The 25,182-nt window shown below is 62.7% G+C and carries 20 protein-coding genes and 1 tRNA gene; 3 read left to right on the top strand and 18 right to left on the bottom strand.

What is annotated here, in order from left to right; genetic code table 11:
* Positions 1–63 precede the first annotated feature (63 nt).
* The 9 genes from L6Q21_RS07630 to L6Q21_RS07590 form a co-directional block, all read right to left on the bottom strand.
* A complete protein-coding gene (locus L6Q21_RS07630; protein ID WP_026108915.1) occupies positions 64–1,608 on the bottom strand; it encodes a class I adenylate-forming enzyme family protein in 1,545 nt (514 codons plus the stop codon).
* Between the two features lie 129 nt (positions 1,609–1,737).
* Entirely contained in the window at positions 1,738–3,372 is a 1,635-nt protein-coding gene (locus tag L6Q21_RS07625) for a GMC family oxidoreductase (RefSeq protein WP_237830186.1), read from the bottom strand.
* Positions 3,373–3,448: 76 nt separating this feature from the next.
* On the bottom strand, positions 3,449–4,873 hold the full coding sequence (locus L6Q21_RS07620; RefSeq protein WP_067678632.1) for an aldehyde dehydrogenase family protein: 1,425 nt from the start codon (positions 4,871–4,873) through the stop codon (positions 3,449–3,451).
* 1 nt (position 4,874) lies between these two features.
* Positions 4,875–5,018: a hypothetical protein gene (locus L6Q21_RS07615; RefSeq protein ID WP_011415058.1), complete on the bottom strand. Its 144-nt coding sequence runs from the start codon at positions 5,016–5,018 to the stop codon at positions 4,875–4,877.
* A gap of 85 nt (positions 5,019–5,103) precedes the next feature.
* On the bottom strand, positions 5,104–7,713 hold the full coding sequence (locus L6Q21_RS07610) for a TonB-dependent receptor (protein ID WP_237830185.1): 2,610 nt from the start codon (positions 7,711–7,713) through the stop codon (positions 5,104–5,106).
* A 543-nt stretch (positions 7,714–8,256) separates the two neighbouring features.
* The gene (gene kce / locus L6Q21_RS07605; protein ID WP_011415056.1) at positions 8,257–9,186 is read right to left on the bottom strand and encodes a 3,5-dioxohexanoate:acetyl-CoA acetone transferase; all 930 of its coding nucleotides are present in this window, start codon (positions 9,184–9,186) and stop codon (positions 8,257–8,259) included.
* A 13-nt stretch (positions 9,187–9,199) separates the two neighbouring features.
* The gene (locus L6Q21_RS07600) at positions 9,200–9,991 is read right to left on the bottom strand and encodes a cyclase family protein (protein ID WP_011415055.1); all 792 of its coding nucleotides are present in this window, start codon (positions 9,989–9,991) and stop codon (positions 9,200–9,202) included.
* A gap of 16 nt (positions 9,992–10,007) precedes the next feature.
* On the bottom strand, positions 10,008–12,371 hold the full coding sequence (locus tag L6Q21_RS07595) for a TonB-dependent receptor (RefSeq protein WP_231726127.1): 2,364 nt from the start codon (positions 12,369–12,371) through the stop codon (positions 10,008–10,010).
* Positions 12,372–12,396: 25 nt separating this feature from the next.
* A complete protein-coding gene (locus tag L6Q21_RS07590) occupies positions 12,397–13,815 on the bottom strand; it encodes an amidohydrolase family protein (protein WP_058454905.1) in 1,419 nt (472 codons plus the stop codon).
* A gap of 122 nt (positions 13,816–13,937) precedes the next feature.
* Here L6Q21_RS07590 and L6Q21_RS07580 point away from each other — a divergent pair, with 122 nt between their 5' ends.
* On the top strand, positions 13,938–14,645 hold the full coding sequence (locus L6Q21_RS07580) for a TetR/AcrR family transcriptional regulator (protein WP_058454906.1): 708 nt from the start codon (positions 13,938–13,940) through the stop codon (positions 14,643–14,645).
* Between the two features lie 219 nt (positions 14,646–14,864).
* On the opposite strand, the gene L6Q21_RS07575 is transcribed toward L6Q21_RS07580, so the two are convergent.
* The 6 genes from L6Q21_RS07575 to L6Q21_RS07550 form a co-directional block, all read right to left on the bottom strand.
* Entirely contained in the window at positions 14,865–16,190 is a 1,326-nt protein-coding gene (locus L6Q21_RS07575) for a tyrosine-type recombinase/integrase (protein ID WP_082657688.1), read from the bottom strand.
* A 190-nt stretch (positions 16,191–16,380) separates the two neighbouring features.
* A tRNA-Met gene (locus L6Q21_RS07570) sits at positions 16,381–16,457 on the bottom strand.
* A 40-nt stretch (positions 16,458–16,497) separates the two neighbouring features.
* Positions 16,498–17,130, bottom strand: coding sequence for an ABC-type transport auxiliary lipoprotein family protein (locus L6Q21_RS07565; RefSeq protein ID WP_237830184.1), 633 nt, complete (start codon positions 17,128–17,130; stop codon positions 16,498–16,500).
* Entirely contained in the window at positions 17,127–18,089 is a 963-nt protein-coding gene (locus L6Q21_RS07560) for an MlaD family protein (protein ID WP_237830183.1), read from the bottom strand. The genes L6Q21_RS07565 and L6Q21_RS07560 overlap by 4 nt, the downstream gene beginning before the upstream one ends.
* Positions 18,089–18,889 carry an ABC transporter ATP-binding protein gene (locus tag L6Q21_RS07555; RefSeq protein WP_237830182.1) on the bottom strand — a complete coding sequence of 267 codons (801 nt, stop codon included), beginning with the start codon at positions 18,887–18,889 and terminating at the stop codon, positions 18,089–18,091. The genes L6Q21_RS07560 and L6Q21_RS07555 overlap by 1 nt, the downstream gene beginning before the upstream one ends.
* Positions 18,889–20,025 carry an ABC transporter permease gene (locus L6Q21_RS07550; RefSeq protein WP_237830181.1) on the bottom strand — a complete coding sequence of 379 codons (1,137 nt, stop codon included), beginning with the start codon at positions 20,023–20,025 and terminating at the stop codon, positions 18,889–18,891. Before L6Q21_RS07550 ends, L6Q21_RS07555 begins: the two co-directional genes overlap by 1 nt.
* Before the next feature lie 49 nt (positions 20,026–20,074).
* On the opposite strand from L6Q21_RS07550, the gene L6Q21_RS07545 reads away from it, so the two are divergent.
* Complete coding sequence (locus L6Q21_RS07545) at positions 20,075–20,590, top strand: thermonuclease family protein (RefSeq protein WP_237830180.1); 516 nt, start codon at positions 20,075–20,077, stop codon at positions 20,588–20,590.
* Positions 20,587–21,276 carry an HAD family hydrolase gene (locus L6Q21_RS07540; RefSeq protein ID WP_237830179.1) on the top strand — a complete coding sequence of 230 codons (690 nt, stop codon included), beginning with the start codon at positions 20,587–20,589 and terminating at the stop codon, positions 21,274–21,276. Before L6Q21_RS07545 ends, L6Q21_RS07540 begins: the two co-directional genes overlap by 4 nt.
* Positions 21,277–21,383: 107 nt before the next feature.
* Here L6Q21_RS07540 and L6Q21_RS07535 read toward each other — a convergent pair whose 3' ends face one another.
* The 3 genes from L6Q21_RS07535 to pabB all read right to left on the bottom strand — a co-directional run bounded on the left by L6Q21_RS07535 (position 21,384) and on the right by pabB (position 25,099).
* On the bottom strand, positions 21,384–22,025 hold the full coding sequence (locus L6Q21_RS07535; protein WP_237830178.1) for a molybdopterin-dependent oxidoreductase: 642 nt from the start codon (positions 22,023–22,025) through the stop codon (positions 21,384–21,386).
* Between the two features lie 55 nt (positions 22,026–22,080).
* The gene (locus L6Q21_RS07530) at positions 22,081–23,283 is read right to left on the bottom strand and encodes a pyridoxal phosphate-dependent aminotransferase (RefSeq protein ID WP_237830177.1); all 1,203 of its coding nucleotides are present in this window, start codon (positions 23,281–23,283) and stop codon (positions 22,081–22,083) included.
* Positions 23,284–23,386: 103 nt separating this feature from the next.
* Positions 23,387–25,099 (bottom strand): aminodeoxychorismate synthase component I, encoded by a 1,713-nt coding sequence (pabB, locus tag L6Q21_RS07525; protein ID WP_237830176.1) that lies wholly within the window; start codon positions 25,097–25,099, stop codon positions 23,387–23,389.
* Positions 25,100–25,182 lie beyond the last annotated feature (83 nt).

The raw sequence follows: 25,182 nt of genomic DNA, 5'->3' as shown, positions 1-25,182 counted from the left end.
AGTCTCCCGCGCGCCGGCAGGCGGTCACCGGAATAGAGGATGTGGCTAGGATGGCTGCGTCGGTCATGCCCCCGAAATGCGCCGGTCCTGGCCCGCCCAATAGGGCTCTCGAAGCTTTGAACGAAGCACCTTTCCGACATTGCTCAACGGCAGTGGCTCGGCGGTAAAAACGACCTTGCTTGGCTTTTTTGCGGAGCCCAGACGCTGGCGCACCAAATCTATTATCTCGGTCTCCGTGATTTGTGCTCCGGGCTTGACACGCACCATTGCAAGCGGCGTTTCACCCCATTTTTCATGGGGCACGCCAAAGACCGCGACCTCGAGTACACCGGGATGGTCGGCAATTACGTTTTCGATTTCGGTGGGATAGATATTGAAGCCGCCTGACACGATCATGTCGTTGTTGCGATCGAGCAGATACAAAAATCCGTTTGTGTCGATCATGCCGACATCGCCGGTTTTGACCCAGCCATCTTCCATGCGCCGGGCGGTTTCCTCCGGATCGTTCCAGAATTCCTCCATCTGGCCATTTTCGAACCGTGCGACGATCTCGCCGGGCTCGTTTGGTCCCAGCACCTTTCCGTCCTCGTTACGGATTTCGATATCGGCGCCGCTCATGGGACGTCCGACCGCCCGAATTGGGGCAGAACCTTCAAATTCGCCGAACCACTCGTTGGGCCCCATAGACGCGATGGGCAGGATTTCGGTCTGTCCATAGCCCGAATGAAGAACATGATTCCCGAATATCTGGCACGACTTGCGAAGCGTCGGCTCGGAGATCGGCGCTGAAGCACTCAGCAGAAACTTCAAATTCGGAAAGTGGCGGCCATATGCCCCGTCGTGATGCACTATGGCATTGAGCATGGTGGGGGCTACAAAGGCATGGCTGATCCGTTCCTGCTCGAGAGTGTCAAGAAAGGACGCTGGATCGAAGCCGTCCATCATCACGTTGCGGGCGCCGCAATACCAGGCCGGCACGAACAGGAAGCCCGATGCATGGGACAACGGGCCGACATGCAGAATGGCATCCCCTGGAGCCACTTGGGGGCCGATGCTGAAAAATGCGGCGGAGATCGTCATCCATGAACGGTGCCGATAGGCAACGCCCTTGGGTTTGCCCGTCGTGCCGCCGGTGTGGCGGATGACACAATAGTCCTCCGGCGCGACGACGGGATCGGGATCCCGGTCCGAGGCTGTCGCCAACCAATTCTCATAGTTGTGATCGCGGATAATGATCCGCTCAAGCGTCGGAGCTTGGGCATCCAGCCCCGCCAACTCCGAAGCCAATGCCTCATCGACCAGCGCCAACCGAGATCCGGTACTCGCGATCATATGGGCGTGCGCTTCACATCGGTTGCGCGCATAGAGAGGAACACGCGTATAGTTTCCAATGGCAGCCGCCAGTATGATGTCGGCGGCCTCGATGGAGTTCTTCTCCAGCGTAGCAATCCGGTCACCCGGTTGAAGGCCGCACTCCGCAAGAGCATTTGCGAGCTTCACGCCGCGCAACCAGGCTTCCGAGAAAGTCAACCGCCTGTGGCCGTGAACGAGAGCCTCTTGCTGGGCGAAATAACGTGCGGCGCGACGTATTTGCGTACGGACGTCCATCAGCCGCGCTCCTCTAAGGCGCTCGCCCACAATGGCGCAGTCGACACATAATAAACTGACATGCGATAGGCCTCTCCGGACTTCTTTTCGTAAGCATCTGTGTCTGCAGCATTGATCCAATCGTCCAATTCAATATTCTGCGATGCTATTCTTGCTGCTCATATTATCGTGCCGGATCATGTCGGCGGCTTTCTCGCCGATCATGATGCAGGTTGCATTGGTGTTGCCGTTGACGACTGATGGCATGATCGAGGCATCGGCCACGCGGATATTTGCGAGGCCGTGAACGCGCAGGCGGTTGTCGACCACCGCCATCTCGTCGGTGCCCATCTTGCATGTTCCCACCGGATGATAAGCATGATTGGCTTCTGCCCGGATATAGGCGTCGATCTCTTCATCAGTTTCAAGGTAGCGGTCAGGATAGAGAGGCCGTTTCATCATCGCCTTCATGCGATCCGAATGCAGGATCTCCTGCACGACACGGAAGGCATTGCGCAACGTCTTGAGGTCGTCGGGATGACTCAAGAGATTGAGGTCCATCTTGGGATCGGATTCGGGGTTTGAGTCATGTAAGGCAACCCAGCCGCGGCTCTTTGGGCGCCCAATATTGAGAATGATCGTATAGCCCCATTTCGTCATCAGCTTGTAGTCGCGCGCATGGTCGCGATAGGCGACCGGCACGACATGGACCTGGCAATCCGCCCGGTTCTGCCCCGGCGCGGATCGCAAGAAACCGCCTGCAGCCGTGGGCGGCGATGCCAGCCAGCTTTTCCTTTGCGTGAGATACTGGAATAGGTCTCGCACGGTCTTGATCGCGCCAACGACATTGAGTGCGATCCCGAGCCGCTTCTTCGACTGGTAGATCAGCATCAGGTCAGGATGGTCGTGAAGATTCTGGCCGACACCGGGAATATCATGAATCACTTCGATTCCATGCTTCTCCAACTCATCACGCGGTCCGATACCGGAAAGCATCAACAGTTGGGGCGAATTATAGGCGCCGCCGCTGACAATGACTTCCTTTTCGCACGGGATCGTCTTCAACTGCCCGTCCTGGGAATACTCGACTGCCACCGCGCGGTTGCCCTCAAACCTGATACGATGGACGCGGGCATGTACTTCGACGCGGAGGTTGCCGCGCCTGCCCATCACCGGATCAAGGTAACACGCCTTCACGCTGGCGCGCTTCCCGTCCTTCACGGTAAACTGATAGATGCCGACACCTTCCTGGCTGGCCCCATTGAAGTCCGGATTGGCTTGATGGTCCAGTCCAGTCGCCGCCTCGATGAAAGCATCATAGACATCGAATTCGCGCTTGCCGTTGGATACGTGAAGCGGTCCCGACGAGCCGTGAAACTCATCCTCACCGCGCTCATTATTCTCAGCCTTGCGGAAATAGGACAGGACATCGTTGTAACCCCAGCCGTCGTTGCCGAGTTCGGCCCAGTGGTCGAAATCCGACCGGTCGCCGCGGATATAGACCATCCCGTTCATACCGCTCGATCCACCCAGCATCTTCCCGCGCGGATTGTAGAGGCGGCGGTCGTTGAGCGCCTTTGAAGGGTCGGTGTTGAACCGCCAGTTGAGCGTATTGATCCGATAGTCTTGGATCAGCGCCGCAAAAGCGCCGGGCGTGGACACAAGCGGCGAGGTGCCTGGGCCGCCTGCCTCGAGCAGGCAAACGGTGACATCGGGGTCCTCGGACAACCGGCTGGCGATAACGCCGCCCGACGACCCACCTCCAATAATTACATAGTCAGCCATTTGCTTCCCTTGTCATTCGACCCATGCTGGCGACCCGGCGTCATGCAACATGCCAGCATCAACCGCCGCAGCCACGTCAGAGGATCTTTTCGAAGATGTTGAGTAGTCCTTCGGTCTTGCTCGAATAGGGTGGCAGAAGTTGACCAAGCAGGCTGAGTTTCGGCTGAGAGAACACCGGCTTGTAATGAGTGAAGCGCTCGAAACTGGCGACGCCGGTATAGGCACCGATGCCGCTCTGTCCGATGCCACCGAAAGGCAGCCGGCGCTGGAAGACGTGCATGACCGTGCCGTTGAGAGTCACGCCGCCAGCGTGCGTTTCGGAAATGATCTTGCGCCGTTCCTCACTTTCGTCGCCAAAATAATAGAGCGCCAGCGGGCGCTCATGCCGGTTTACGTAGCGAATGAGATCGTCTTCGGAGCGATATGGCATGATCGGCAGGATCGGTCCGAAAATCTCCTCCTGCATCATCGCCATGTCATCGGTAACGTCGAGAACCGCCAACGGCACGATCCGATGCCGTTCAGGAAGCGTTCCATCGCCGTTGTCCGAGAGGTTGAGCACCGTCGCGCCCTTGGCTTCGGCATCATCGAGCAAACCTTGGAGCCGCGCGAACTGTCGGTCATTGATGATACTGGTGAAATCGGGGTTGCTTGCCGCGTTGGGGTAGCATTTGGCAACCTGAGCGCGGAGTGCGGCGACGAAGCTTTCCATCTGATCGACATGGACGAAGGCATAGTCAGCGGCGATGCAGGTCTGGCCGGCGTTGAGCAGCTTGCCGAACACTAAGCTTTCACAGACTTGTGCAAGCGATGCACCCTTGCCCACGATGGCAGGGCATTTGCCGCCAAGTTCCAGAGTAACAGGTGTAAGGTTGGCAGCCGCCGCTTCATAGACTTTGCGGCCAACCGCGGGTGAACCGGTGAAGAGAATATGGTCGAAAGGTAGGGCCGTCATCGCCTGTGCCATGTCGGGCCCGCCCTGGACAATCGCGAATTCCTCTTCGGCGAAATACCGGCGCACAAGCCGCTCGCTGGCTTCGGCGGCGTTGGCGGAAACTTCGCTCGGCTTTGCGATCACGCGGTTGCCGGCCGCCAATGCACCGGCCGCGCCAACGAATATGGTGCCGAGCGGATAGTTCCACGTGCCGAGAACGCCCACCACACCTAGGGGCTGGGGGACCAGGCGCGATGAACCGGGAAGGCCGAAGATGTCAGTCTTCACCCGCCGCGGCCTCAGCCACGTCTTCAGATTGCGGCGCGCAAATTTAATTTCCGATATGCCAAGCATCAGGTCGAGCAGGATAGTCTCGTAGCGGGATCGAATGCCGAAATCGGCGGCAACGGCATCGACCAATTCGTCTCTGTGCTGCTCAAATATCCGGCCAAGGCGCCCGAGCAGGTCCATGCGTTCTTCGTAGCTGCGCGAAACCTGCTCACGCGTCCCTTCGCGTTGGGTCGCGAAAATTCGTTCCAGCTCAGTTCTGTTCCAAGACGCATCCACGTTAAATCGTCCGGAGGCGCGCCGGCCGCTCGGCGCTGCTCGCCTGGGCGGTGCTTTCAGCTGCGCCGATCTCAGTGATCGCAGCGCGCTCGATTCTGTACGCCGTGCCGATGAATGAGGGACCGTTGCCGGTGGAACGCATCATGGATACTCCTCGGTCTGAAAGTCAGGTCGAAAAATCGGGGGCAGCGGGCGGGAGAGGATGCCCGCCGCCCCCGTCGCAGCAGCGATCAGAACTTGACTGTCGCTTCGACGCCATAAGTGCGCGGCATGCCGCGGTTCAGATAATCGTAGCCGAACACGTTCATGTTGAGGCCGTAGGTGTAGTAATATTTGTCGAACAGATTCTTCGCCCACAAGCTAACCGACATATTGTCGTGCGCATAGGTTAATCGCGCATTGGCGAGCCAGTAGCCCGGATTTGCGCATGTAATCGCCTTACCCGCGAGCGTTATGTTCGATCCCGCTGGGGGTGTATCGCACGGTGTCTGCCCATAATTCTTGAACGGATCAAAATAGTACTTGCCCATGTAGGACGCATCACCGCGCAAGGTCAGCTTGTTGGTGCCGTCATCGATCATATCCCAGTCGAATCCGGCCTGGAACGTAACCTCCGGCGCGTTCGGGAAGGGATTGCCGTTGACGTTCAATGTCGGGCTTGCCGGGTTTGCCGGATCGATCACATTGCCTTTGTACTTGCTGTTGAGATAGCCCAGCGAAGCATCGAAACGCAACGTATCGGCCACCTGCCAGGCGAGTTCGGCCTCGCCACCGAACAGGCGACCATTGGCGCTGCGCGTGAAGGTTGTAGCGCCAACCACCTGCGTTACTTGGTGATTCGAATACTCGTAGTAGAAGCCCGCGAGGTTAAGTTGGACGCGGCGATCGAACAGCCGGGTTTTGAGCCCCGCCTCATATGCATTCACCTTTTCAGGCTGGATATAATAGACTTGATTGACGCCCTGATAGGCAAGCCCGTTGAAGCTGCCGCTGCGGTAACCGCGACTGTACTGGAGATAGCCCATGATATCATCGGCGAACTCATAGCTGACATTGATACGGCCGGTTAGCCTGTTTGCCTTTTCGCGCTGCTCAAGCGGCGCGAGATTGGGGTTGTATGGATTGCTGTAGGGGATCAGGTTGACAACCGGCGTCGTACCGTCGAGCGCATAGAGGAAAGTGCTGCCGTTAAGGTAATTGACCTTATCCTGGGTGTAGCGTGCACCCACCGCCACGGTCAGCCGCTCGGTCGTTTTCCAGGTTACGTCGCCGTAGATCGCCTTCGAGGGGCGCGACACGTCAAAACGCTGTTCGCCGAGGATCGGGGTGAACGGAGGCGCGCCTGCCCCGGCGCAGCCCGCCGAAAAGCTACCCCCCATGCCGCCATTGCCCGTATTATTGATCGCGATGTCGGTCTGGAGTGCAATCAGCGAGCGTGCATCAAGGAAGCCGTTGGGATTGATCTCGATCGCGTCGCAGAATCCGGCATCGCCAGGCCCCAACGCCGGATTGGCGGCAAAGGCTGGGATATAGCGGATCGCGTCGGGCGTTCCGATTGCGGCGTTATTGTAGCTGCCCGGAAGACCGGCGCCAAGCAGCAGCGGCCTCAGCGCCCCGAAAAAGTCCGGGTAGTTGACCGTCTTGACCTTGTCCCTGCCATAATAAAGGCCGGCAATGATATCGAGGCGGTCGTTCGAATAGCTGAAACGCAGATCCTGGTTGAAATTCTTGCTCGTCGACGTGAGGCCGATCGAGCAGAGATCGGCTGGGCCGCCATCGCAATCATCAGGATTGTTGATATAGTCGCCGGTGTCGTAGCCGGTAATCGAGGTGACGGAGAATTGGTCGCTGACATCCCATTTGATGTTGAGGGCTATCCCTTTCGACTTGCTGATGTTCTTACCTACCCGATCAACTGCGACCTCATTGTCACGCAGCAACCGCCCGCCTAGGAAAGGTTGCGGATCGTAACGCGAATAGCCGAGCGCATCCTGCCCGCCCGCGAGTTGACCACCTGCATAGGGCGCGGTGCCCCATGGATCGTCCTTCGCGGCATAGAGCTTCAAATTGATGTCGAGATCGGGATCGGGCCGGAAGCGGATCGAGATGCGACCGCCGATCGTATCGGTGGTCCCTAGGTCGCGCTCATTCCCAGGCAGTACATTGCGCTGCCAACCATCCCCTTTTGCAAAAGTACCGGCGACGCGGACGCCCAAGATGTCGGGAACCAGCGTCGCTTCAGCGGCGCCCTGCACCGTGAAAGTGTCGTAATTGGCATAGCCGGCGGTCAGATAGCCATTGGCCTCTCCCAGATCCGGCTTGCGCGTGAAGAAGCTGATCGCGCCACCCGTGGTGTTGCGACCGTAGAGTGTTCCTTGCGGTCCGCGCAGTACCTCGACCCGGTCGATGTCATAGAGTTGCAGGCCATGGCTCGCCCGGAAGCTCTGATAGACTTCATCGACATAGACGCCAACCGGCGACGCAGTGGAGGCGGAAAATTCGTTCGCCACTGAAATCCCGCGCAGCGAGAAATTCGGTTGGGTGCGACCATAGGGAGTGGTGACTTGCAGGCTGGGGATCGCGCCCATCAAGTCTGAGGTCTCCGTGATGCCGCGCGTGCGCAGCGTCTCGCCGCCTATGGCGGAAACGGCGGCCGGAACATCCTGCAAATTCTGTTCGCGCTTCTGCGCCGTGACGACGATTGTCTCAAGGCCACCTTCCTGCGCCTCGGGCTTTTCGCCCTGCGATGCAGCGTCCTGGGCATGTGCCGGCACTGCAAGCGCACACGCGATCGATAGCGCGGTGGCACAAAGCAAATTTGTCCTAAAGGCTGTGACCATGACTGTCCTCCCCACGGCATTTTTTGATTTGGCGCCATTTGCCGCGCCTTGGGGCTCATCGTCCAATTCAATTTGTTGGCGAACTATTCCTTCCACTCATTGATTGAGGATTGTTGAGCCTGCACCGGCGACGTCTCGTGGCGGAGCAAATGACCCCATACACTTCATTGGAATAGTCACGCTGAGCGCGCCCAGCGGGACGGATGCGCGCGCGCGAGGCGTTCCAATCCAGCTTTTCCAAACGGTGTATCGGTGTAATCGGCGGTGCCAACGGTTTTCCCTTGCCGAGTAGCAAAGGAAATCAGCTATTCGGGTGACCGTGAATGCACCATCTCTGTCGCCGTGAGCGGCGACAGCGCGCCTTGAAAGCAGCCCCGTCGACATCCGCGTATACGGGCTGTGCATTGTGCCGTTGTTGGATCATGAAGATGAGGTACGAATTCATCTGGCGATACGGATTCTCAGGCACGCCAAAGGGCCGTGTCTGGACGGCCGAATCGGTCGATGACCGAAGCCCTCATTCGCTTGCTTCCTGTGCACGGCTCAGAAGGCGACGCGGTCACTGCCCTTGAGACCGAGGATTTCCCTCGCTTCGGCGGGGCTCGCGGGTTCGTGACCCATTTCGGCGAGGATGCGCTTGATCTTCTCGACCTGCTGGGCATTCGAAGCCGCAAGGACGCCGCGTTCGATGAAAAGGCTGTCCTCGAGCCCGACGCGGACATAGCCGCCGAGCAACGCCGCCTGCGTCAGAAAGGGCATCTGGTGCCTACCCGCGGCGAGCACCGACCAGCGGTAATTGCCGCGTCCGAAGAGGCGATCGGCGGTTTCCTTCATATAATGAAGATTTTCGAGATCGGCACCGATGCCGCCCAATATGCCGAAGATCATCTGGACGAAGAAGGGTGGCTTCACCAGGCCGCGATCGACGAAATGGGCGAGATTGTAGAGATGGCCGACGTCATAGCATTCATGCTCAAATTTGGTACCCGCCTCCGCCATCGTCGTGAGGATCGTCTCGATATCGCGGAAGGTGTTGCGGAAGATATAGTCGTCGGAGCCGGTGACATAGTCCTTCTCCCACGCGTATTTCCAGTCGGCGATGCGCTTCGCGGCGGGGAAGAAGGCGAAATTGAGCGAGCCCATGTTGAGCGAGCAAAGCTCGGGCTTGAAACGCGCAGAGGCGGCGAGGCGCTCGGCGACCGGCATGGTGGCCGCACCGCCCGTCGTGATGTTGATGACGGCGTCGGTGCGCTGCCGGATCACGGGCAGGAAGCGGGCATAGACCTCGGGATCGCCGGTCGGCCTACCGTCCTCGGGGATGCGGGCATGGAGATGCAGGATCGCCGCGCCCGCTTCGGCGGCGGCGATCGACTGCTCGGCGATCTCCTCGGGCGTGACCGGGAGCGCGTCCGACATCGTCGGCGTGTGCGCCGATCCCGTCACCGCGCAGCTGATGATGACCTTGTTGCTCATGGCCAGACTCCATTCAATCGTCGAGGACGGCGACCGCGCGGGTCCAGCCTGCCGAAGCGCCTTTGATCTTGGTCGGGAAACACATCACGGTGAATCCGGAGGATGGAAGCGCTTCGAGATTATGCAGCTTCTCCAGATGGCAATAGCCGATTTCCCGACCCGCTTTGTGCCCCTCCCAGATCAGGTCGGCATTCCCGGTTTCGGCATATTTCTGCGCCGTGTAAGTGAACGGCGCGTCCCATGACCATGCATCGGTCCCTGTCACCCGGACACCGCGCTCAAGCAGGTGAAGCGTGGCTTCGCGGCCCATTCCACACCCCGCGTTGACATAGTCATCCGTGCCGTAGGCCGAACCGGCCCGCGTGTTGATGACCACGATGGTCAGCGGGCTGAGCTTGACGCCGATCCGATCGAGTTCAGCCCGAACATCCTCGGCGGTCACCACATAGCCATCGGGGAAATGCCGGAAATCGAGCTTGACGCCTGGTTGGCAGCACCAGTGGAGCGGAACCTCGTCGATCGTGATCGCCCGCTTGCCCCCATCCATCGTCGAATGAAAATGGTAAGGTGCGTCGAGATGCGTGCCGTTGTGCGTGATCAGCTCGACATGCTCGATCGCCCAGGCCTCGCCATCGGGCAGGTCGCTGGCCGTCATTCCGGGGAAGAAGGCCAGCATCTGTTCTCGTGTATCATCGTGCCCGAAATATCGGACCCGTGGACGAAAGGCCGCCGGATCCGATACGATATCATTCTCGATGGGCATCGAAATGTCGATGATGGACTCGGCGGTGGGAATCGTGATCATGAGAATATATTCCCGGCTAGAACTTATACCCGATGGTCACGCCATAGGTTCGCGGCTCCTCGAGGAAGCCGTTGACGCCAAATCCCACGATGCTGGAGCTGACAAAGGCGTTTGAGATGTACGTCTTGTTGGCGAGATTCTTGCCGTAGACGGTCACGCTCCAGCGATCGCCCGGATCGGTGTAGATCAGCGAGGCATTGAGCTTGGTCTTTGCCGGCTGCGACACCTGCGGAACGTTGAAGGCACTGAAATAGACCTTATCGACCCACAAGACCTCTCCGCGAAGGGCAAAGGATCCATGGTCCGAGCGCACGGTATATTGTGCCATGGCGTCGACCGTCCATTTGGGGGCTTGCGGCAGGCGGTTGCCGGCGTTGTTGAAAGCCGGTGCGCCGGTCGCCGGGTCGACGGTGCGCCCGTCACCTCCGGGTCGCGCGGGATCGATACTGATGAAACTGTCGAACTTGGCGTTGAGATAGGAGCCGGTCAGACCCAGTTCTAAGTCGGGCGTGGGGCGCGCGCGCAACTCGAGCTCGGCACCGTAGATCGTCGCTGTCGCCGCATTCTCCAGCGCGAGTGACGCGTTGACCACCTTGCCGACCTGGAGATCCTTGTAATCATAATAAAAGCCGGCAAGATTTATGCGGAGCCGCCGATCGAGGAATTCCGATTTCAGGCCCCCTTCATAGGCCGTGACCTTCTCCGGCTTCACGGGCGGCTGCACGCCGCCGACATTGTAGGTGCCGCTTTTGAAGCCTCGCGAAACCGAGGCGTAGAGCAAAGCGTCGGGCGTGATTTGATACTCGAGCGCCACTTTCGGCGTGAAGGATCGGAAGGTCTTGTGCGGTTGGCAGGTCGGGACCGATGGGATATCGGCTCCGCACTGGGCGAGCGGCGCGACGGGATTGGCGGGCGAATAGGGTCGCGCGAGGTCGAACTGAAGCTGTTCGGAAATGCCTTTTCGCTCGATGCTGTAACGGCCACCGACGACGAGGTGAATCTCCGGGGTCAGATTGTAGGTCGCTTGCCCGAAGATGGCGCCGGCATCAGTCTCGAGACGCCCGCCGGCATAATAGCCCTGGCGGATGACGCCGGGACCGCCGAAGCCAATATCATTGTAGGGAATGATGATCGCGCCGGCGTCATTTTCGTGGAAATAAAATGCCCCCAGCAGCCATCGGAACCGGTCGGATTCGGACGAGAGCTGAAACTCCTGGCTGAACTGTTTGTCGTCTTCGTTCTGGAAGATCGGCGCGAGACGAAAACTGGTGGAATCGAGGTCCGATCCGGTAATGTATTTCGTGCTGCGATAGGCCGTGATCGACTTGGCTGTGACGCCGCCGAATCGATATGCAATCTCGCTGCTGACACCCCAGATCGTGCGCCGGTTGAACGGATCGGCTTCGTTTGCGATATCGCGCGGATTGCTTGCGGTGACGCCGCCGAACTGAATGCCGAAAGGTGTGATTGTCTGGCCGCTGGCAGTCTGGCCCGCGGGTCCGAAATAATGATAGCCGTTCGCGTTGTCATTTTCTCGATGATAGTCGGCGATCAGAGTGATGGTGAGATCGTCGGCGGGTAAAAGCTTCAGCGTACCACGGATCGAACGGGCATTGGTGTCGTCGATCCTAGTGCCGGTCGTGATGTTTCGGCCATAGCCGTTGCGGTCGTCCGTCGAGAAAGCGATCCGCGCGAGCACTTTATCAGAGACAATCGGGCCGCTGACGGCGCCGTCGAACGCCAAACGACCATAGTTGCCGACCGTGACATCGCCATAACCCGAAAACGTGTCGGTGGGCTGGCGCGTTATGAGGTTGATTGAGCCGCCGGTCGCGTTGCGGCCATAGAGCGTGCCCTGTGGCCCGCGCAGAACTTCCACGCGATCGACGTCGTAGAATGCGCTGAGCGCTGCGGCGCCGCGCGAAATGAACGCGCTGTTGAGGTGGAAAGCGATACTTCCCTCGGCGCCGGTGCTGAGGTTGTCGAGGCCGATGCCGCGCAGCGAGATTCTCGCGACGCCGAGCTGCTGGCCGAGGTTGAGATTGGGGACGGCGGCCTGCAGACCCTCGATGCTGTTGATGCCCGCCTTCGCGAGGTCATTGCCGGATAGGGCCGTCACCGCGAGAGGAATTTTCTGCACCGACTCGCTGCGCTTCTGCGCAGTCACGATGATGTCCTGAAGACCGGCGCCCTGATCCTGTGCGGCGGGCGTCGATACGGCCTCCGGCTGCGGAGTGCTCGCAGCCGATGAAGCCGGCTCAGTCTGTGCGTAAGCGCTTGTGCCAACGACCGCAGGCAAAAGAAGTCCGATCCGCGCGGCGCGCGGCCAAAGCTTATCCATTTCGTAATCCCCTCCTCGTTGGACGCCGACGCGGTTCATGCGGCGCCTTTGGTTTCCTACCCCGCTATGCGGCCAGGTTCTGGCGCGCGGTCTCCTCCATCTCTGCCATTGCCGTGGTGTTGGGCGGCGGAACGAGCGGACCGCGACGCAGGGCCTGCTCCATGATCCGCTCGCGCGAGCCCTCCGCCATGCGGAGCAACTGCTTGAAGTCGACGCCAGTCAAGCGACCGTGGCGCTTCACGACCTCGCCGCGCAGGACCACCGTATCGATGTTGGAAACGTTAGCCTGCAGCACGACCGCGCCCACCATGTCGTTCAGCGGCATGAGGTTGAAGTCGTTGGGCGCGATGAGAACGATATCGCCATCCTTGCCCGGCGTGAGCGATCCCGTGCGATGATCAAGACCCATCGCTTCCGCGCCGTTGATCGTCATCCACGCGATCGCGTCACGTACCTTGAATGGGATATCCTCAGGCATCCGACCTTGCGCATTGACCGGATCGTTGGCCAGGACGCGCGCGTCTTGAAGACCGAGGCGTGCCTGCGTGAGTAGGTCGCCACCGTTGCAGGAGATAACGTCGGCCCCAAGTGTAGGCTTGATGCCGACATCGTGGGCGCGGCCGATCAAGGGGTGGCCCATGCCCATCTGCAGTTCCGTATCGGGCGTGCATGAAACCTTGGCGCCATTATCGGCGAGCAGGCGAAGTTCGTTGTCTGTCACGGAATTGCAATGCACATGGACCTGGTCGGGTCCAAGGAGTCCGGCCGCCGCGAGTTCCTCTATACCGCTGCAAAAAGCGGAGCCCCAGAAACAGTTCGTGTGAATTGTTTGCTGCACGCCAAGTCGGCGGCCTGTCATGATCTCCTTACGCGTCGAATCGAACGGATACATCCCGACCTCGGTGATCGCGACCGCCATGCCCAGCCGCTGATCGTCCGACGAAAAATGCTGCGTCCTTATCCGTTCCGCATCGGCGATGCGTTGGTCGACGCTCGTAAAATAAGGCCGGTCGACCGGTGCTGGATAGAAGCCGTAGGCATAGAGGCCAGCAATCCGGGCGTCCCGCAGGCCGCGGATGGCCTCATCGGCATGTTCCGGACTGTGCGACGTATGTGAGAAGTCATAGAGCGTCGTGATCCCGGCGTTCAGAGCTTCTAGGGCGCCGATATAATTGCCCACATAGACATCTTCTGGCGTATAGACGGGCGAGATGTTGAAGCGGATGCAGCGCATATACTGCATGAGGCTCATGTCGGCGCAAATCGCGCGTAGCTGAGTCTGCCAAGTATGCCGATGCGTATCGACCATGCCTGGCATTACAATCGTGCCGGTCGCGTCGATCTCCTCTGCCTCATCATGGTGAAGGTTTTGACCGATCTCAGCGATGCGTCCGTTCACGATCAAAACATCCCCACTGGGCACGTCGCCGATCGCAGGATCGCCGGTGATGACATAGCCGTTACGGATCAGGATCGGTCTCACAGTTTCGTTCCCCTACCATCTATTTTTGTGACGGAAGCCAGCGTAGGCTGCGCGTCCTTGATCGAGTGATACGAACGTTCCACTCACATGTCAATTCGGGGCGCTTTTGGGGGAGAAGATGATTGAAATTACCAGATATTAAGCCAAAAAAGGCAATCTCCAAGCCGCAAACGGAACGACCGGATCTGCGCGAGCAGATCCTGGACGCCGCCGAGTCGCTGTTCGCGGACCGGGGCTATTTCGGCGTTTCGGTGCGAGAAATAACGGATGCAGCGTCCACACGGCTCGCCGCTGTGAATTATCATTTTGGAACCAAGGAAGCGCTGTTCACGGAAGTCATAGAACGCCGCAGCGCGTGGTTGAACGAAGAGCGGCTGCGAAGGCTTGCGGAGCTGGACCTCGATCCAGATCGCCCGGAAGCATCGGCTCGACTTCTCATCCGCGCATTTTACGGCCCCCTCTTGAGCCGTTTTGAATCCGGTGAGCCGGGGTGGATGAATTATTGTCGCCTCATCTCACAGATAGCAGGCGTGCAACTCTGGATGGACGAAATAGTTGCACCGCTATTTGATGAAATATCTCGCCGATATGTCGAGGCGATGATATCTATCAAACCAAAGTCATCGCGCGATGATGCCTTGCAGGCCTATCAGTTTATTCTGAGCTGTACGCTGTACACATTCGCCGACAATCGCCGGATCGATCACATGTCGGGTGGGCGACTTTCTTCACGGAACATCTCGGTGACCCTGAAGGCCATGGAGGACTTTTGCGTGGGGGGATTGTTATCGTGTCTTAGGGTACAGGGCATTGGCAAGCTCGATGGTTGATGCCGCTCACCGTGATTGCCTGCTTGATTGAACGAATGTCCGCCATGAGGGCGCTCTTCCGACGTAGGTGAATTTGTGACGTAGGGCATGGTAGGATATGATACGATACTGCTTCTTATTGTTCAGTCCCACTATTCACGGATGCATCTAAGTAACTGACGTTTATAATAATTATGGTGGAAAGCCGCGCTCTTAATCAGCGGTTCCGAGCCGTGACGCTTATCGCGAAGCCGCCCAACGAGGGCGCTGCCAATACGGCTGTCTCCGGTCGCTCGGCGGCAAGCGCTGGATGGGCGCAGAACAGCCCGTGAGCTGTGAGAACTCGATAGGATCCTTCTCGACATCCGACACTGCGGTTGCCGCGTCGATCACGTCGGCCCAATCTTGCAGCATCCGCCTTCGCGGGGTGAGATAGAGCGCGCTGTTATAGGCGCCGCGCACTTCGTCCTCATCCTCGTGGGCGAGCGCCATCTCGATCCAGTCGGGCTTGTAGCGTTCGGCTTCGTTCGCCCAGGTCGAGCCGAGCCCCCGAAACCCATGCACCGTCTGCCGGCCAAGATAGCCCATGCGGTAGCAGGCATAGATCATGGTGTTCTCGGAAATAGGCTTTCCAGGCTTGGCTCCGGGAAAGAGGAACGCATCGTTCGTCGCCTGCAAGCGGCGCTGAACGATCATTGCGGCCTGGCGGGACAGCGGAACAAGATGCTCACGTTCCATCTTCATGCGCTCCGGCGACAGACGCCATAGCGGGTTCGGTCCATAGAGATCCTCGAACTCGTCCCTGGCCGCGAAGCGGGTTTCGCTGGTTCGGACCCATGTGAGCAAGGTGAACAGCAGCGCGTCACGGGTGATCTCGCGGCGGCGCGGCGTGTCCTCGCCGTCATAGGCGAAGATCGCCCGCACCAGCTTCGGAAACTCCGCGAGCGGCACGCGCGCCATGTGCCTGACGGGCGGCTTGGGCTTGAGCGCATCGTTGAGGCCGAGCGTCGGATCGATGGTCGCCCAGCCGCTCGCGATCGCGAAGCGATAGATCTGGCTGACGTTCTGCTTGAGGCGACGGGCGATATCGAGGGCGCCGCGCGCTTCGACCGCGCGGATCATCTCGAGAATCTCGGGCGGGTCGATTTCCGTGATCGGACGCTTCCCGATGACCGGAAAGACGTCGCGCTCCATCCGGTTGATGACGCGCAGGGCATGGGCCGAGTCCAGCCCTTCAATACGATTGGCGTGCCAGGCCCGCGCAATCTCTTCGAACAGCTTGAGCGCGGCCCTCTGCTTCTTCGCCCGCTTCCTGGCCTCGGCGGGGTCCTCACCCTGATCGAGCAGCCGCTTGGCTTCGGTCCGCTTCTCGCGGGCGATCGCCAGCGTGACGGTCGGATATTTGCCGAAGCTCAGCAGTTTTTCCTTGCCGTCGAAGCGGTATTTCAGGCGCCAGAGCTTCGATCCGTTCGGCTGGACGAGCAGGTGCAGGCCTTCTCCATCGGACAGCTTGTAGGGGCGCTGCCGCTTGGTGGCGTATTTGACCTCAAGTTCTTTCAAAGCCATCTGGGGGTATCGCCTGTTTTGGGGACAGCCGAAAAATACCCCCAAAATACCCCCAATCCAAATCGCCGTGGGTGGCCGCAGCGGGTCGCACCGGGACGCCGGCGTACGCAACGGGACGCGAAAAATATTTGATTTTCCTCGAAAAATGTCTGCCAGTGGCCTCAGTGGGCCACCGGTGGACAATCCGGGATGGTAGCGGGGGCGGGACTTGAACCCGCGGCCTCAGGGTTATGAATCCTGTGCTCTAACCAGCTGAGCTACCCCGCCAGGCTGGAGGCGGCGCGCTTAGCGCTCCTCGGGCGCGCGGTCAACTCACTCCTGCGTTCGCGCTCACCCAAAGTGCCACATCGGCGGCAACCGCATTCGCCACCTCGTTCAGCGCCCGCGCCACTTCCGCCCCTTCGATGCCGGACAAGGGCAGCGAACGCTCGAAGCGGCGCTGGCGCACGCCGTCGCGGCCGGTCAGCGTCGCGTCGTAGCGAACCTGCACCTGCCGTCCTGCGCGCGCATCGACGCCAAAGGCCAGCAATTGCCCCGTGAGGCGCCGTCCGCCCGTCTGCCCGGACGAGCGCTGGTCGATCACCGCGACATGCCCTGCCGTCAGCCTGTCCGCCAGCAGGCGCTGGAACAGGCGGTTGGGCTGTTCCGACCATTGCGCGCCGACGAGATACTGGATCGAGGTGTCGGAAACGTTGACGGGAATGCGCATCGTCTGCAGCGCGCCCGGCACCGACGGGATGTCGACGGTCACGGCGCTTGCCATGTCGAGCGGCTTCACGCCGACCGGCACCGAGGGAGGAGGGGGCGCCGACAGGGTGTAGAGCTCGGCCGGGGGGTGGCTGTTGCCGCCCACCTGCACCAGCGGGCCGCAGCCCGCCAGCAGCGCGGCAAGCGACGCGCAAAGGAGGAGAGGCCTGGGAAGGCTGGGGCTGGCCATCATTTCTTCTGCTTCTCGCCTGCGGGTTGATAGTCGGGCAGCGGCCGGCCGCCGGTGACGGCGGCGAGCGGGTCCTCGTCCAGCTTGGCGGCGAGCGCCCCCATCTGCTGGCTGACGTCGCGCAGGTCGGCGACGAGCTGGTTCACCTGCGGCACCGTCTGCGAGGCGAGGCTCTGCACGCCCGGCTTGGCCGCCGCGGCCAGCGCATCGACCCGCTTCAGCGTCGCTTCCGCCGCCGTCACGCTGCGCCGCAATTCCGCGACCAGCGGCTTTCCGTCCTCGGTGATCAGGCTGTTGGCGTTCTCGCCGGCCAGCGCCAGGCTGTCGGCGGCGCGGGTGGCGGCCTTCATCGCCGTTTCCGCCTCGCGGATGGCGGCGCGCATGGCCGGGCCTTCGGCGGCGATGCTGCTCGACACCCGGTCCAGATTGTCGACGAGGCTGGCGAAGCGGGCCCGATTCTCGTCGTCGAACACCTCGTTCAGCCGGGCGAGCAGGGTGGAGGCGCGGTCCAGCACCTGCGGCGCCGATTCGAGCAATTGCCCGAAGCCGGCCTGCCGCGCGGGAATGACGGGAACGCCATAAGGCCCCGGCTGCGTCAACGGGCGCTGGCCGCTGACCGAACCGGAAAGCTGGATTTCCGTGACGCCGGTGAAGCCCACCGATTGCAGAGTCGCGGTCGTTCCCTCCAGCACCGGCGTGTCGGGCTGAAGCTCGATCCTGACGCGGATGAACTGCGGCGTTTCCGGCATCAGCGCGATTCGCCGCACCTGCCCGACCGGAACGCCCGAGAAGCTGACGCTCGAGCCGACCGTCAGCCCCGACACCGACTGGTTGAAGAAGATGTCGAACTCCGCCTTCTCCTCGCGGGAGAAGCGGGCGAGCCAAAGCACGAAACCGATGAGCGCCAGCACCAGCACGAAGGTGATGGCGCCCACGATCACATGCGACTGGCGGTTTTCCATCAGCCGACCTCCACTAGACCGCCGCCGTGCGCCACATCGCGCGCACGGGCAGCGGCGCGGCCGCGCGGGCCGCCGAAATATTCGCGCACCCACGGGTGGTCGAAGCGGGTCAGCTCCGCAACCGTGCCCGAGGCGATGATCTTACGGTCCGCAATCACCGCCACCCGGTCGCAGATGGCGTTCAATGTGTCGAGGTCATGTGTGATCAGAAACACCGTCAGTTGCAGGGTTTGCGCCAGCGTGCGGATCAGCGTGTCGAAGCCGTCCGCCGAAATCGGGTCGAGGCCGGCGGTCGGCTCGTCCAGGAACAAGAGCTTCGGGTCGAGCGAAAGGGCGCGGGCCAGCGCCGCCCGCTTGCGCATGCCGCCCGACAGTTCGGACGGGTATTTCGGCCCGGCTTCCGGCGGCAGCCCCACCATCGCCACCTTGTAGGCGGCGATCTCTTCCATCAGCGTGTCGGACAGGCGGAAATATTCCTTCAGCGGCACCTGCACATTTTCCGCCACCGTCAGCCCGGAAAACAGCGCCCCGCCCTGGAACAGCACCCCCCATTGCCGGGTCAGCTCCGGATCCTGCGTGGCGTCATGCCCGGTCACCTGCCGGCCCAGCACATGGATTTCGCCCTCGGTCGGCGGTTGCAGGCCGATGATCGAGCGCATCAGCACCGACTTCCCCGTGCCGGAACCGCCGACGACGCCCAGGATCTCGCCCGGCATCACGTCGAGGTCGAGGCCGTCGTGCACGGTCTGCGCGCCGAAGCGGTTGACGAGGCCGCGCACGCGGATGACCGGCTCCGCCATCAATTGAAGCCCAGCGCGGTGTAGAAGACGGCGAACACCGCATCCAGCACGATGACGATGAAGATCGCCTGCACCACCGCCAGCGTTGTGCGCTGGCCGACCGATTCGGCGTTGCCGGAAACCATGAAGCCCTGGTGGCAGCCGATGATGGCGATAATGGCGCCGAACACCGGCGCTTTCGAAAGCCCGATCCAGAAGTCCGACATCGGCACCACTTCGCGCAGCCGCTGGGCGAAGGTGGCGGGGGGGATGCCGAGGTCGGCCCAGGCGAACAGCCCGCCGCCGACGATCGCCAGGATCGAGGCGTAGAAGGCCAAGAGCGGCATCATCAAAACCAGCGCGATCACCCGGGGCAGCACCAGCATCTCCACCGGGTCGAGGCCGATGGTGCGCATGGCGTCCACCTCCTCCGCCAGCTTCATCGAGCCGATTTGCGCCGCAAACGCCGAGGCCGAGCGGCCGGCGACCATGATCGCCGTCAGCAGGATCCCGAGCTCGCGGAAGGTGGCGCGGCCGACGAGGTTGATCACGAACACCTCCGCGCCGAACTGCCGCAGCTGCACCGCGCCCTGCTGCGCCAGCACGATTCCGATCAGGAAGCTCATCAGGCCGACGATGCCCAGCGCGTTCACCCCCACCTGCTCCATCTGCACGGTGACGGCCCGCCAGCGCACGCCGCGCCCGGACTTCGCCGCCTGCCAGGCGGAGACGATGGTGAGGCCGATGAAGCCCAGCCCGGCGATCAGCGTCTGGCAGAAGGTGATGATGTAAAGGCCGAGCCGGTCGAGCTCCCGGACGACGAAGGGCAGCGGCGGTTCGGCCTGCGCCAGCGGACGGTCGGCGGCGGCGACTTCGGCGATCAGCAGCTTCGCCTGCGGGCTGGGCGCGACAAGCTCGCTCCCCGGCCGGTCGCGCAATGTGCGGTGGATCAGCCAGGCGCCGACGGTGTCGAGCCGCTCGAGGCCGGAAAGATCGATCTCCAGCGCCCCGGCGACGCTGCCGAGCGCGGCGGCCAGTTCCGTTTCCGCCCGGCCTGCCTCGGCGATGCCCAGCCGCCCGGCAAGCGAGAGTCGCCGGGCATCCTGGTCCAGGCTCAGGTGAAAGCCCGGGCTTTCTGGCTGCGGAGAATCCGGCATGGTTCAGGGGTTTTGCATATCGTCGCGCCGCCGTGCAAGGGAGGCGGCCATGTCGCGCCGCCCGAGCCCCGCCCGGATATTGCTGCTTTGCGCGCTTCTGGGCGCGCTTCCGGGCGCCTCCCCGGCCTTCGCCTCCAGTTTCGAGGGGCGGGTGGTGCGGGTGAAGGACGGCGATTCGATCGTCGTCGAGCGGCACGATGTGAAGCGGCGAAGCGAGGTGCGCCTCGCCGGGATCGACGCGCCGGAGCTGGCGCAGCCCTGGGGAATCCAGTCCCGCTCGGCGCTGCGGCGGATGGTGCAGGGCAAGCCGGTGACGGTGGAGGTGACCGACCGCGACCGTTACGGCCGGCTGGTGGGCAAGGTCTGGCAGGGCAGGGCCTATGTGAACGCGGAGATGGCGCGCTCCGGCAACGCCTGGGCGTTCGACCGCTATCTGCCCGACAAGGCGATTCGCGCCGGCCATGAGGAGGCGCGGCGGCAGAAGCGCGGCCTCTGGTCGCTGCCGAAGGAGCAGCAATTGCCGCCGGCCAGCTGGCGCGCCCTCAACCCGAGGAGGGGGGATTGAAGCTTTCCATCTACGACATGGACAAGACCATCACGAAGAAGGCGAGCTGGACGGCCTGGCTGTTCTTCTACGCCCGCCGCGAGGCGCCGGCGCGGCTGCTGCTGGCGCCGCTGCTGGCGCTGCCGTCCATCGCCTTCCTCATGGGCTTCACCGACCGCAAGGGGCTGAAGCAGGCGGCGCAGGCGCTGATGATGGGCCGGCGCGTGGCCCGCGCCCGGGTCGAGCGCGCGGCCGAGGCCTTCGCCGCCGATTTCGGGGCGCGGATGGAACTGCCGGGCGCGCTGGAAGCCATCGCCGCCGACCGGGCCGCCGGGCGCGAGGTCTGGCTGGCGACGGCGAGTTGCCGCTATTTCGTCGAAGCATTGGCCCGGCGCTGGGGCATGGAGACGGTGATCGCCACCGAGAATGTCTGGGACGGCGACCATCTCAGCAACCGCATCCACGGCGAGAATTGCTATGAGATGGGCAAGCTGAGGATGATCCTCGCCCGGCTGGAGCGGCGGCCGGAGGAGGTCGTCTTCTCCTCCGACCATATCAGCGATCTGCCGGTTCTGGACTGGGCGGATGTGCCGGTGGCCGCCAACCCCTGCGCGGAATTGCGCGGGATCGCCGAAAGGCGCGGCTGGCAAATCCGCGACTGGCGCCAGGCTACGGCCTCCTATCCTCCCTCGTCACCCCGGGCTTGACCCGGGGTCCAGCTTTCCGACGGCGGGGTAAAAAGCGGGATCCCGGGTCAAGCCCGGGATGACGGAAAATAGATCCATTACGTCTATGGCTTCTCAACCTGGGCGTATCAGGCCTCAGCGTAAAGTCCGGCCACCTCGCCCGCATAGCCGTTGAAGCCAAGGCCGGGGCCTTCCACATTCGCGTAGAAGCCATGGGAGCGATGGGCCGTCAGCGGCTCATGCCGGACGAGATCGATCGCGACCGGGCCGCCGATGGATTTAAAGGCATATTTCCACGGCACGACGATTCGGGGCGCCCGCTGCCGCCGCCCATGGGCGCCCAGCGCAAACAGCGTCAGCGGGTGCAGGGCCTCGTCCAGCCGCAGCCCCTCGCGCCGGCCGTCGGCGGCGGTGAAGCGGACGTAGCGGGCCTCCGCCAGCGGCGCGGCCAGCCGCAGCAGGTCCGAAAGCGGCAGGCCGAGCCAGGGCACCCACATCGACCAGCCCTCGATTCCGCGCAGGCGATACCGCCGCTCGTCGAGAGCCCAGCGCTCTGCCACATGCCCGAGGTCGAGCAGGAGAGGTCGCCGGACGAGCCCGCCGATCCGCAAGCTCCGGACGGCGGCGCCTGTCGGCATCCGGGCCGCGAAAAGCCCGGCGTCGGCGATTTCCACGCGCGAAGCGGCCCCGGCGCGGGCGGGAAAAGCGGCCGCGGCGGCGAGGCCGGCCAGAAGCGCGCGGCGATCGAACTGGAGCGAGGAGCGGTTCATGTCGCCAGCCCCGATGCCAGAAGCGGGCGGGAGGCAAAACCCCCCGCCCGCAGGATCAGCGGATGGCGGCGCAGGCTTTCTGGATTCGCCGGCAGGCGTCTTCCAGCACTTCGGTCGAGGTCGCATAGCTGATGCGGAAGGCCGGCGAGAGGCCGAAGGCCGCGCCATGCACCACCGCCACGCCCTGCGTTTCCAGAAGATAGGCGGCCACATCCTCGTCGTTCGCCAGCGTCTTGCCGTCGGGCGTCTGCCGGCCGATCAGGCCCGAACAGTCGGGATAGACGTAGAAGGCGCCTTCCGGGCGCGGGCAGGACAGCCCCGACGCCTGGTTCAGCATGGAAACCACGAGGTCGCGCCGCGCCTGGAAGGCGGTGTTGCGCTCCTGCAGGAAGTCCTGCGGGCCGTTCAGCGCCGCCACCACCGCCGCCTGCGCCACCGAGCAGGGGTTGGAGGTGGACTGGCTCTGGATCTTAGCCATCGCCTTGATGATCGGCTTCGGGCCGCCGGCGAAGCCGATGCGCCAGCCGGTCATGGCATAGGCCTTGGAAGCGCCGTTCACCGTCAGCGTCCGCTCGTAGAGGCGCGGCTCCACCTCGGCGATGGTGGCGAATTTGAAATTGTCGTAGACGATATGCTCATACATGTCGTCCGTCAGGATATAGACATGCGGGTGGCCCAGCAGCACGTCCGCCAGCGCCTTCAGCTCGGCGGCGGTGTAGGCGGCCCCGGTCGGGTTGGAGGGCGAGTTCAGCAGCACCCATTTGGTCGCCGGCGTGATCGCCGCGTCCAGTTGCTCCGGCTGCAGCTTGAAGTTGTTTTCCAGCGGGCAGGGGATGATCACCGGCTTCGCGCCGCAGAATTGCACGATGTCGGGATAGCTTACCCAGTAAGGCGCCGGAATCACCACCTCGTCGCCCGGATCGAGCGTCGCCACCATGGCGTTGAAGATGGTCTGCTTGCCGCCGACGTTCACGCTGATCTCGTCCAGCGCATAGTCCAGATTATTGTCGCGCTTGAACTTCGCCTGGATGGCGGCTTTCAGCTCGGGCGTGCCGTCCACCGCGGTGTATTTCGTCTTGCCGGCGCGGATGGCGGCGATCGCCGCTTCCTTCACGAAGTCCGGCGTGTCGAAGTCCGGCTCGCCGGCGCCCAGCCCGATGATGTCTTTGCCCTGCGCCTTCAGCTCGGCCGCCTTGTTGGTGACGGCGATCGTCGGCGACGGCTGGATTCGGTTGATGGCGGCGGAAAGCAGAGGCATTTTCTGTGGCTCCGGTTGAAAAAGGCGGCGTCGGCATAGGAGGCACCCGGCCAGGCCGCAAGCCACTATGGCAGTGAAACTGACCCTCTTTGCAAATTGCCGGTCAGGCCAGCCTTGCCGGCATCATCCCGCGCAGCGAATTGCCCAGCAGAAAGCCGGATGAGAGGTCGTCGCGCCGCAACTCGGCTTCCTCCGCCAGACCGCTCGCCAGCAGTTCCGCGCGCAGCGTTCCCGGCAAAAGGCCGAGGTGAGCCGGCGGGGTCAGCAGCCGTCCGCCGCGCTCAACGAAGAGGTTAGTGAAACTGCCCTCGGTCAGCCGCCCGTCCGGTCGTTCGAACAGGCATTCGAAACAGCCCGAGCGACGGCGGGCGTCGTCCAGCACACGGCGGTTGCTCTTGTGGAATAGCCGCCAGTCGGCGCTGTCCAGCGGTAGCGCGGCGATCGCCACCCGCGCCGGCAAAACCGGGGCAGGCGGCAGCGGGGACAGTTGCAGGGCCACCTCGCCGGAAGCGGCCAGCAGCACACGCAGCCGCCGCGCCTCGGGCGGGCGCAGGGCGGAGAGCCGGGCCGCCAGCCGGTCCCGGTCGAAGCGGAAGCCGAAGCGCAGTGCGGAGGCTTGCAGCCGCGCGAGGTGGATGCGCAACCGGGGAATGTCGCCATCCGGCTCCAGGCGCATCGTCTCGATCAGCGCGCCGGGGGCGGAAGGGGTCAGGAAGCGCGCCTTCGTCAGGCATTCCGCCCATTCGTCTTCGGGCTGGCTGTCGGCAACGATCCCGGCGCCCAAGCCCAGACGCGCTTCGCCACCGCGGATTTCCAGCGTGCGGATGGCGACGTTGAAATGCGCCGCCTGTGCCTCCGGCCCGATCCAGCCGAGGCTGCCGCAATAAATGCCACGCGGATTAGGCTCCAGTTCGCCGATGATCTCCATCGCCCGTATCTTCGGCGCGCCGGTGATGGAACCGCAGGGGAACAGCGCCGCCAGCGCATCCAGCGCGTCGAGGCCGGGCCGCAATCGCGCCGACACGCTGGAGGTCATCTGGTGGACGCTGGGGTAGGTCTCCACTTCGAACAGCCGGCTGGTGCGGACGCTGCCGGTTTGCGCGACGCGGCCGAGATCGTTGCGCAGCAGGTCGGTGATCATCAGATTCTCCGCCCGGTTCTTCGCGTCCGCCGCCAGCCCCATCGCCAGCCTGCGGTCCTCGCCCGTGTCGGCGGCGCGCGGCGCGGTGCCTTTCATCGGCCGGGCCTCGAGCCGCCCCTTGTCCAGCCGGAAGAAAAGCTCTGGCGAGAAGCTCAGCCACCAGCGGCCGTGCCCGTCGTGCACCAGCCCGCCATGCGGCGCGGCCTCCGGCGCGAACAGCCGCGCGAACAGCGCCAGCGGATGCCCCCGCACAGCGAGGCGGGCGGGGAAGGTGAGATTGGCCTGATAGATGTCCCCGGCGGCGATATAACCCTGCGCCCGGTGCACCGCCTGCAGCCAGTCCTCGCGCGCCACCAGCGGTTCCAGCGGCCCGATTTCCACCGGCGCCCGCCAGTTGGAAAGCAGGCGGGCAAATTTGGCCACATCCAGCAGGGCAGGCGGCGGAAACCGTCCGAACCAGTGGAAGGCCGGGCGCCGGGGCAGCCGGGGCTCCAGCGCCAGCCCGGATTCATAGGAAAAGCCGCCCGCCAGCCAATCCTCGCCCGCGCCGCGAAGCGCCTGCAAGGCCTGCGGCATGTCCTCGCCCTCGATGACGGCGTGCGGCCGCGTGAACAGCCGCGCCCCGCCTGCGTCCGCGAACAGGGCGAAAGGCTGGAGCGGGTCGAAGCCGGGCATGGGCGGGCAGTAGCGCAACCCGAAGCGCTTGCCAAAAGCGCATTATGCCTCCGACTTAAAGACTTAAAGAAACTTGCAAGTGA

Origin of the sequence: Sandaracinobacteroides sayramensis (assembly GCF_022014495.1) — a bacterium.
GTDB classification, from domain to species: domain Bacteria; phylum Pseudomonadota; class Alphaproteobacteria; order Sphingomonadales; family Sphingomonadaceae; genus Sandaracinobacteroides; species Sandaracinobacteroides sayramense.
The sequence above is the reverse complement of the archived record's forward strand: the minus strand, read 5'-3'. Positions and strand labels throughout refer to the sequence as shown.

Bases quoted from the DNA above. Each gene is read 5' to 3' on its own strand.
- L6Q21_RS07610 (WP_237830185.1), bottom strand. From the start codon at position 7,713: ATGGTCACAGCCTTTAGGACAAATTTGCTTTGTGCCACCGCGCTATCG.
- L6Q21_RS07630 (WP_026108915.1), bottom strand. From the start codon at position 1,608: ATGGACGTCCGTACGCAAATACGTCGCGCCGCACGTTATTTCGCCCAG.
- L6Q21_RS07615 (WP_011415058.1), bottom strand. From the start codon at position 5,018: ATGATGCGTTCCACCGGCAACGGTCCCTCATTCATCGGCACGGCGTAC.
- L6Q21_RS07530 (WP_237830177.1), bottom strand. From the start codon at position 23,283: ATGCCTCTGCTTTCCGCCGCCATCAACCGAATCCAGCCGTCGCCGACG.
- L6Q21_RS07625 (WP_237830186.1), bottom strand. From the start codon at position 3,372: ATGGCTGACTATGTAATTATTGGAGGTGGGTCGTCGGGCGGCGTTATC.
- L6Q21_RS07575 (WP_082657688.1), bottom strand. From the start codon at position 16,190: ATGGCTTTGAAAGAACTTGAGGTCAAATACGCCACCAAGCGGCAGCGC.
- L6Q21_RS07565 (WP_237830184.1), bottom strand. From the start codon at position 17,130: ATGATGGCCAGCCCCAGCCTTCCCAGGCCTCTCCTCCTTTGCGCGTCG.
- kce (WP_011415056.1), bottom strand. From the start codon at position 9,186: ATGAGCAACAAGGTCATCATCAGCTGCGCGGTGACGGGATCGGCGCAC.
- L6Q21_RS07550 (WP_237830181.1), bottom strand. From the start codon at position 20,025: ATGCCGGATTCTCCGCAGCCAGAAAGCCCGGGCTTTCACCTGAGCCTG.
- L6Q21_RS07535 (WP_237830178.1), bottom strand. From the start codon at position 22,025: ATGAACCGCTCCTCGCTCCAGTTCGATCGCCGCGCGCTTCTGGCCGGC.
- L6Q21_RS07595 (WP_231726127.1), bottom strand. From the start codon at position 12,371: ATGAACCGCGTCGGCGTCCAACGAGGAGGGGATTACGAAATGGATAAG.
- L6Q21_RS07600 (WP_011415055.1), bottom strand. From the start codon at position 9,991: ATGATCACGATTCCCACCGCCGAGTCCATCATCGACATTTCGATGCCC.
- L6Q21_RS07555 (WP_237830182.1), bottom strand. From the start codon at position 18,889: ATGGCGGAGCCGGTCATCCGCGTGCGCGGCCTCGTCAACCGCTTCGGC.
- pabB (WP_237830176.1), bottom strand. From the start codon at position 25,099: ATGCCCGGCTTCGACCCGCTCCAGCCTTTCGCCCTGTTCGCGGACGCA.
- L6Q21_RS07545 (WP_237830180.1), top strand. From the start codon at position 20,075: ATGTCGCGCCGCCCGAGCCCCGCCCGGATATTGCTGCTTTGCGCGCTT.
- L6Q21_RS07560 (WP_237830183.1), bottom strand. From the start codon at position 18,089: ATGGAAAACCGCCAGTCGCATGTGATCGTGGGCGCCATCACCTTCGTG.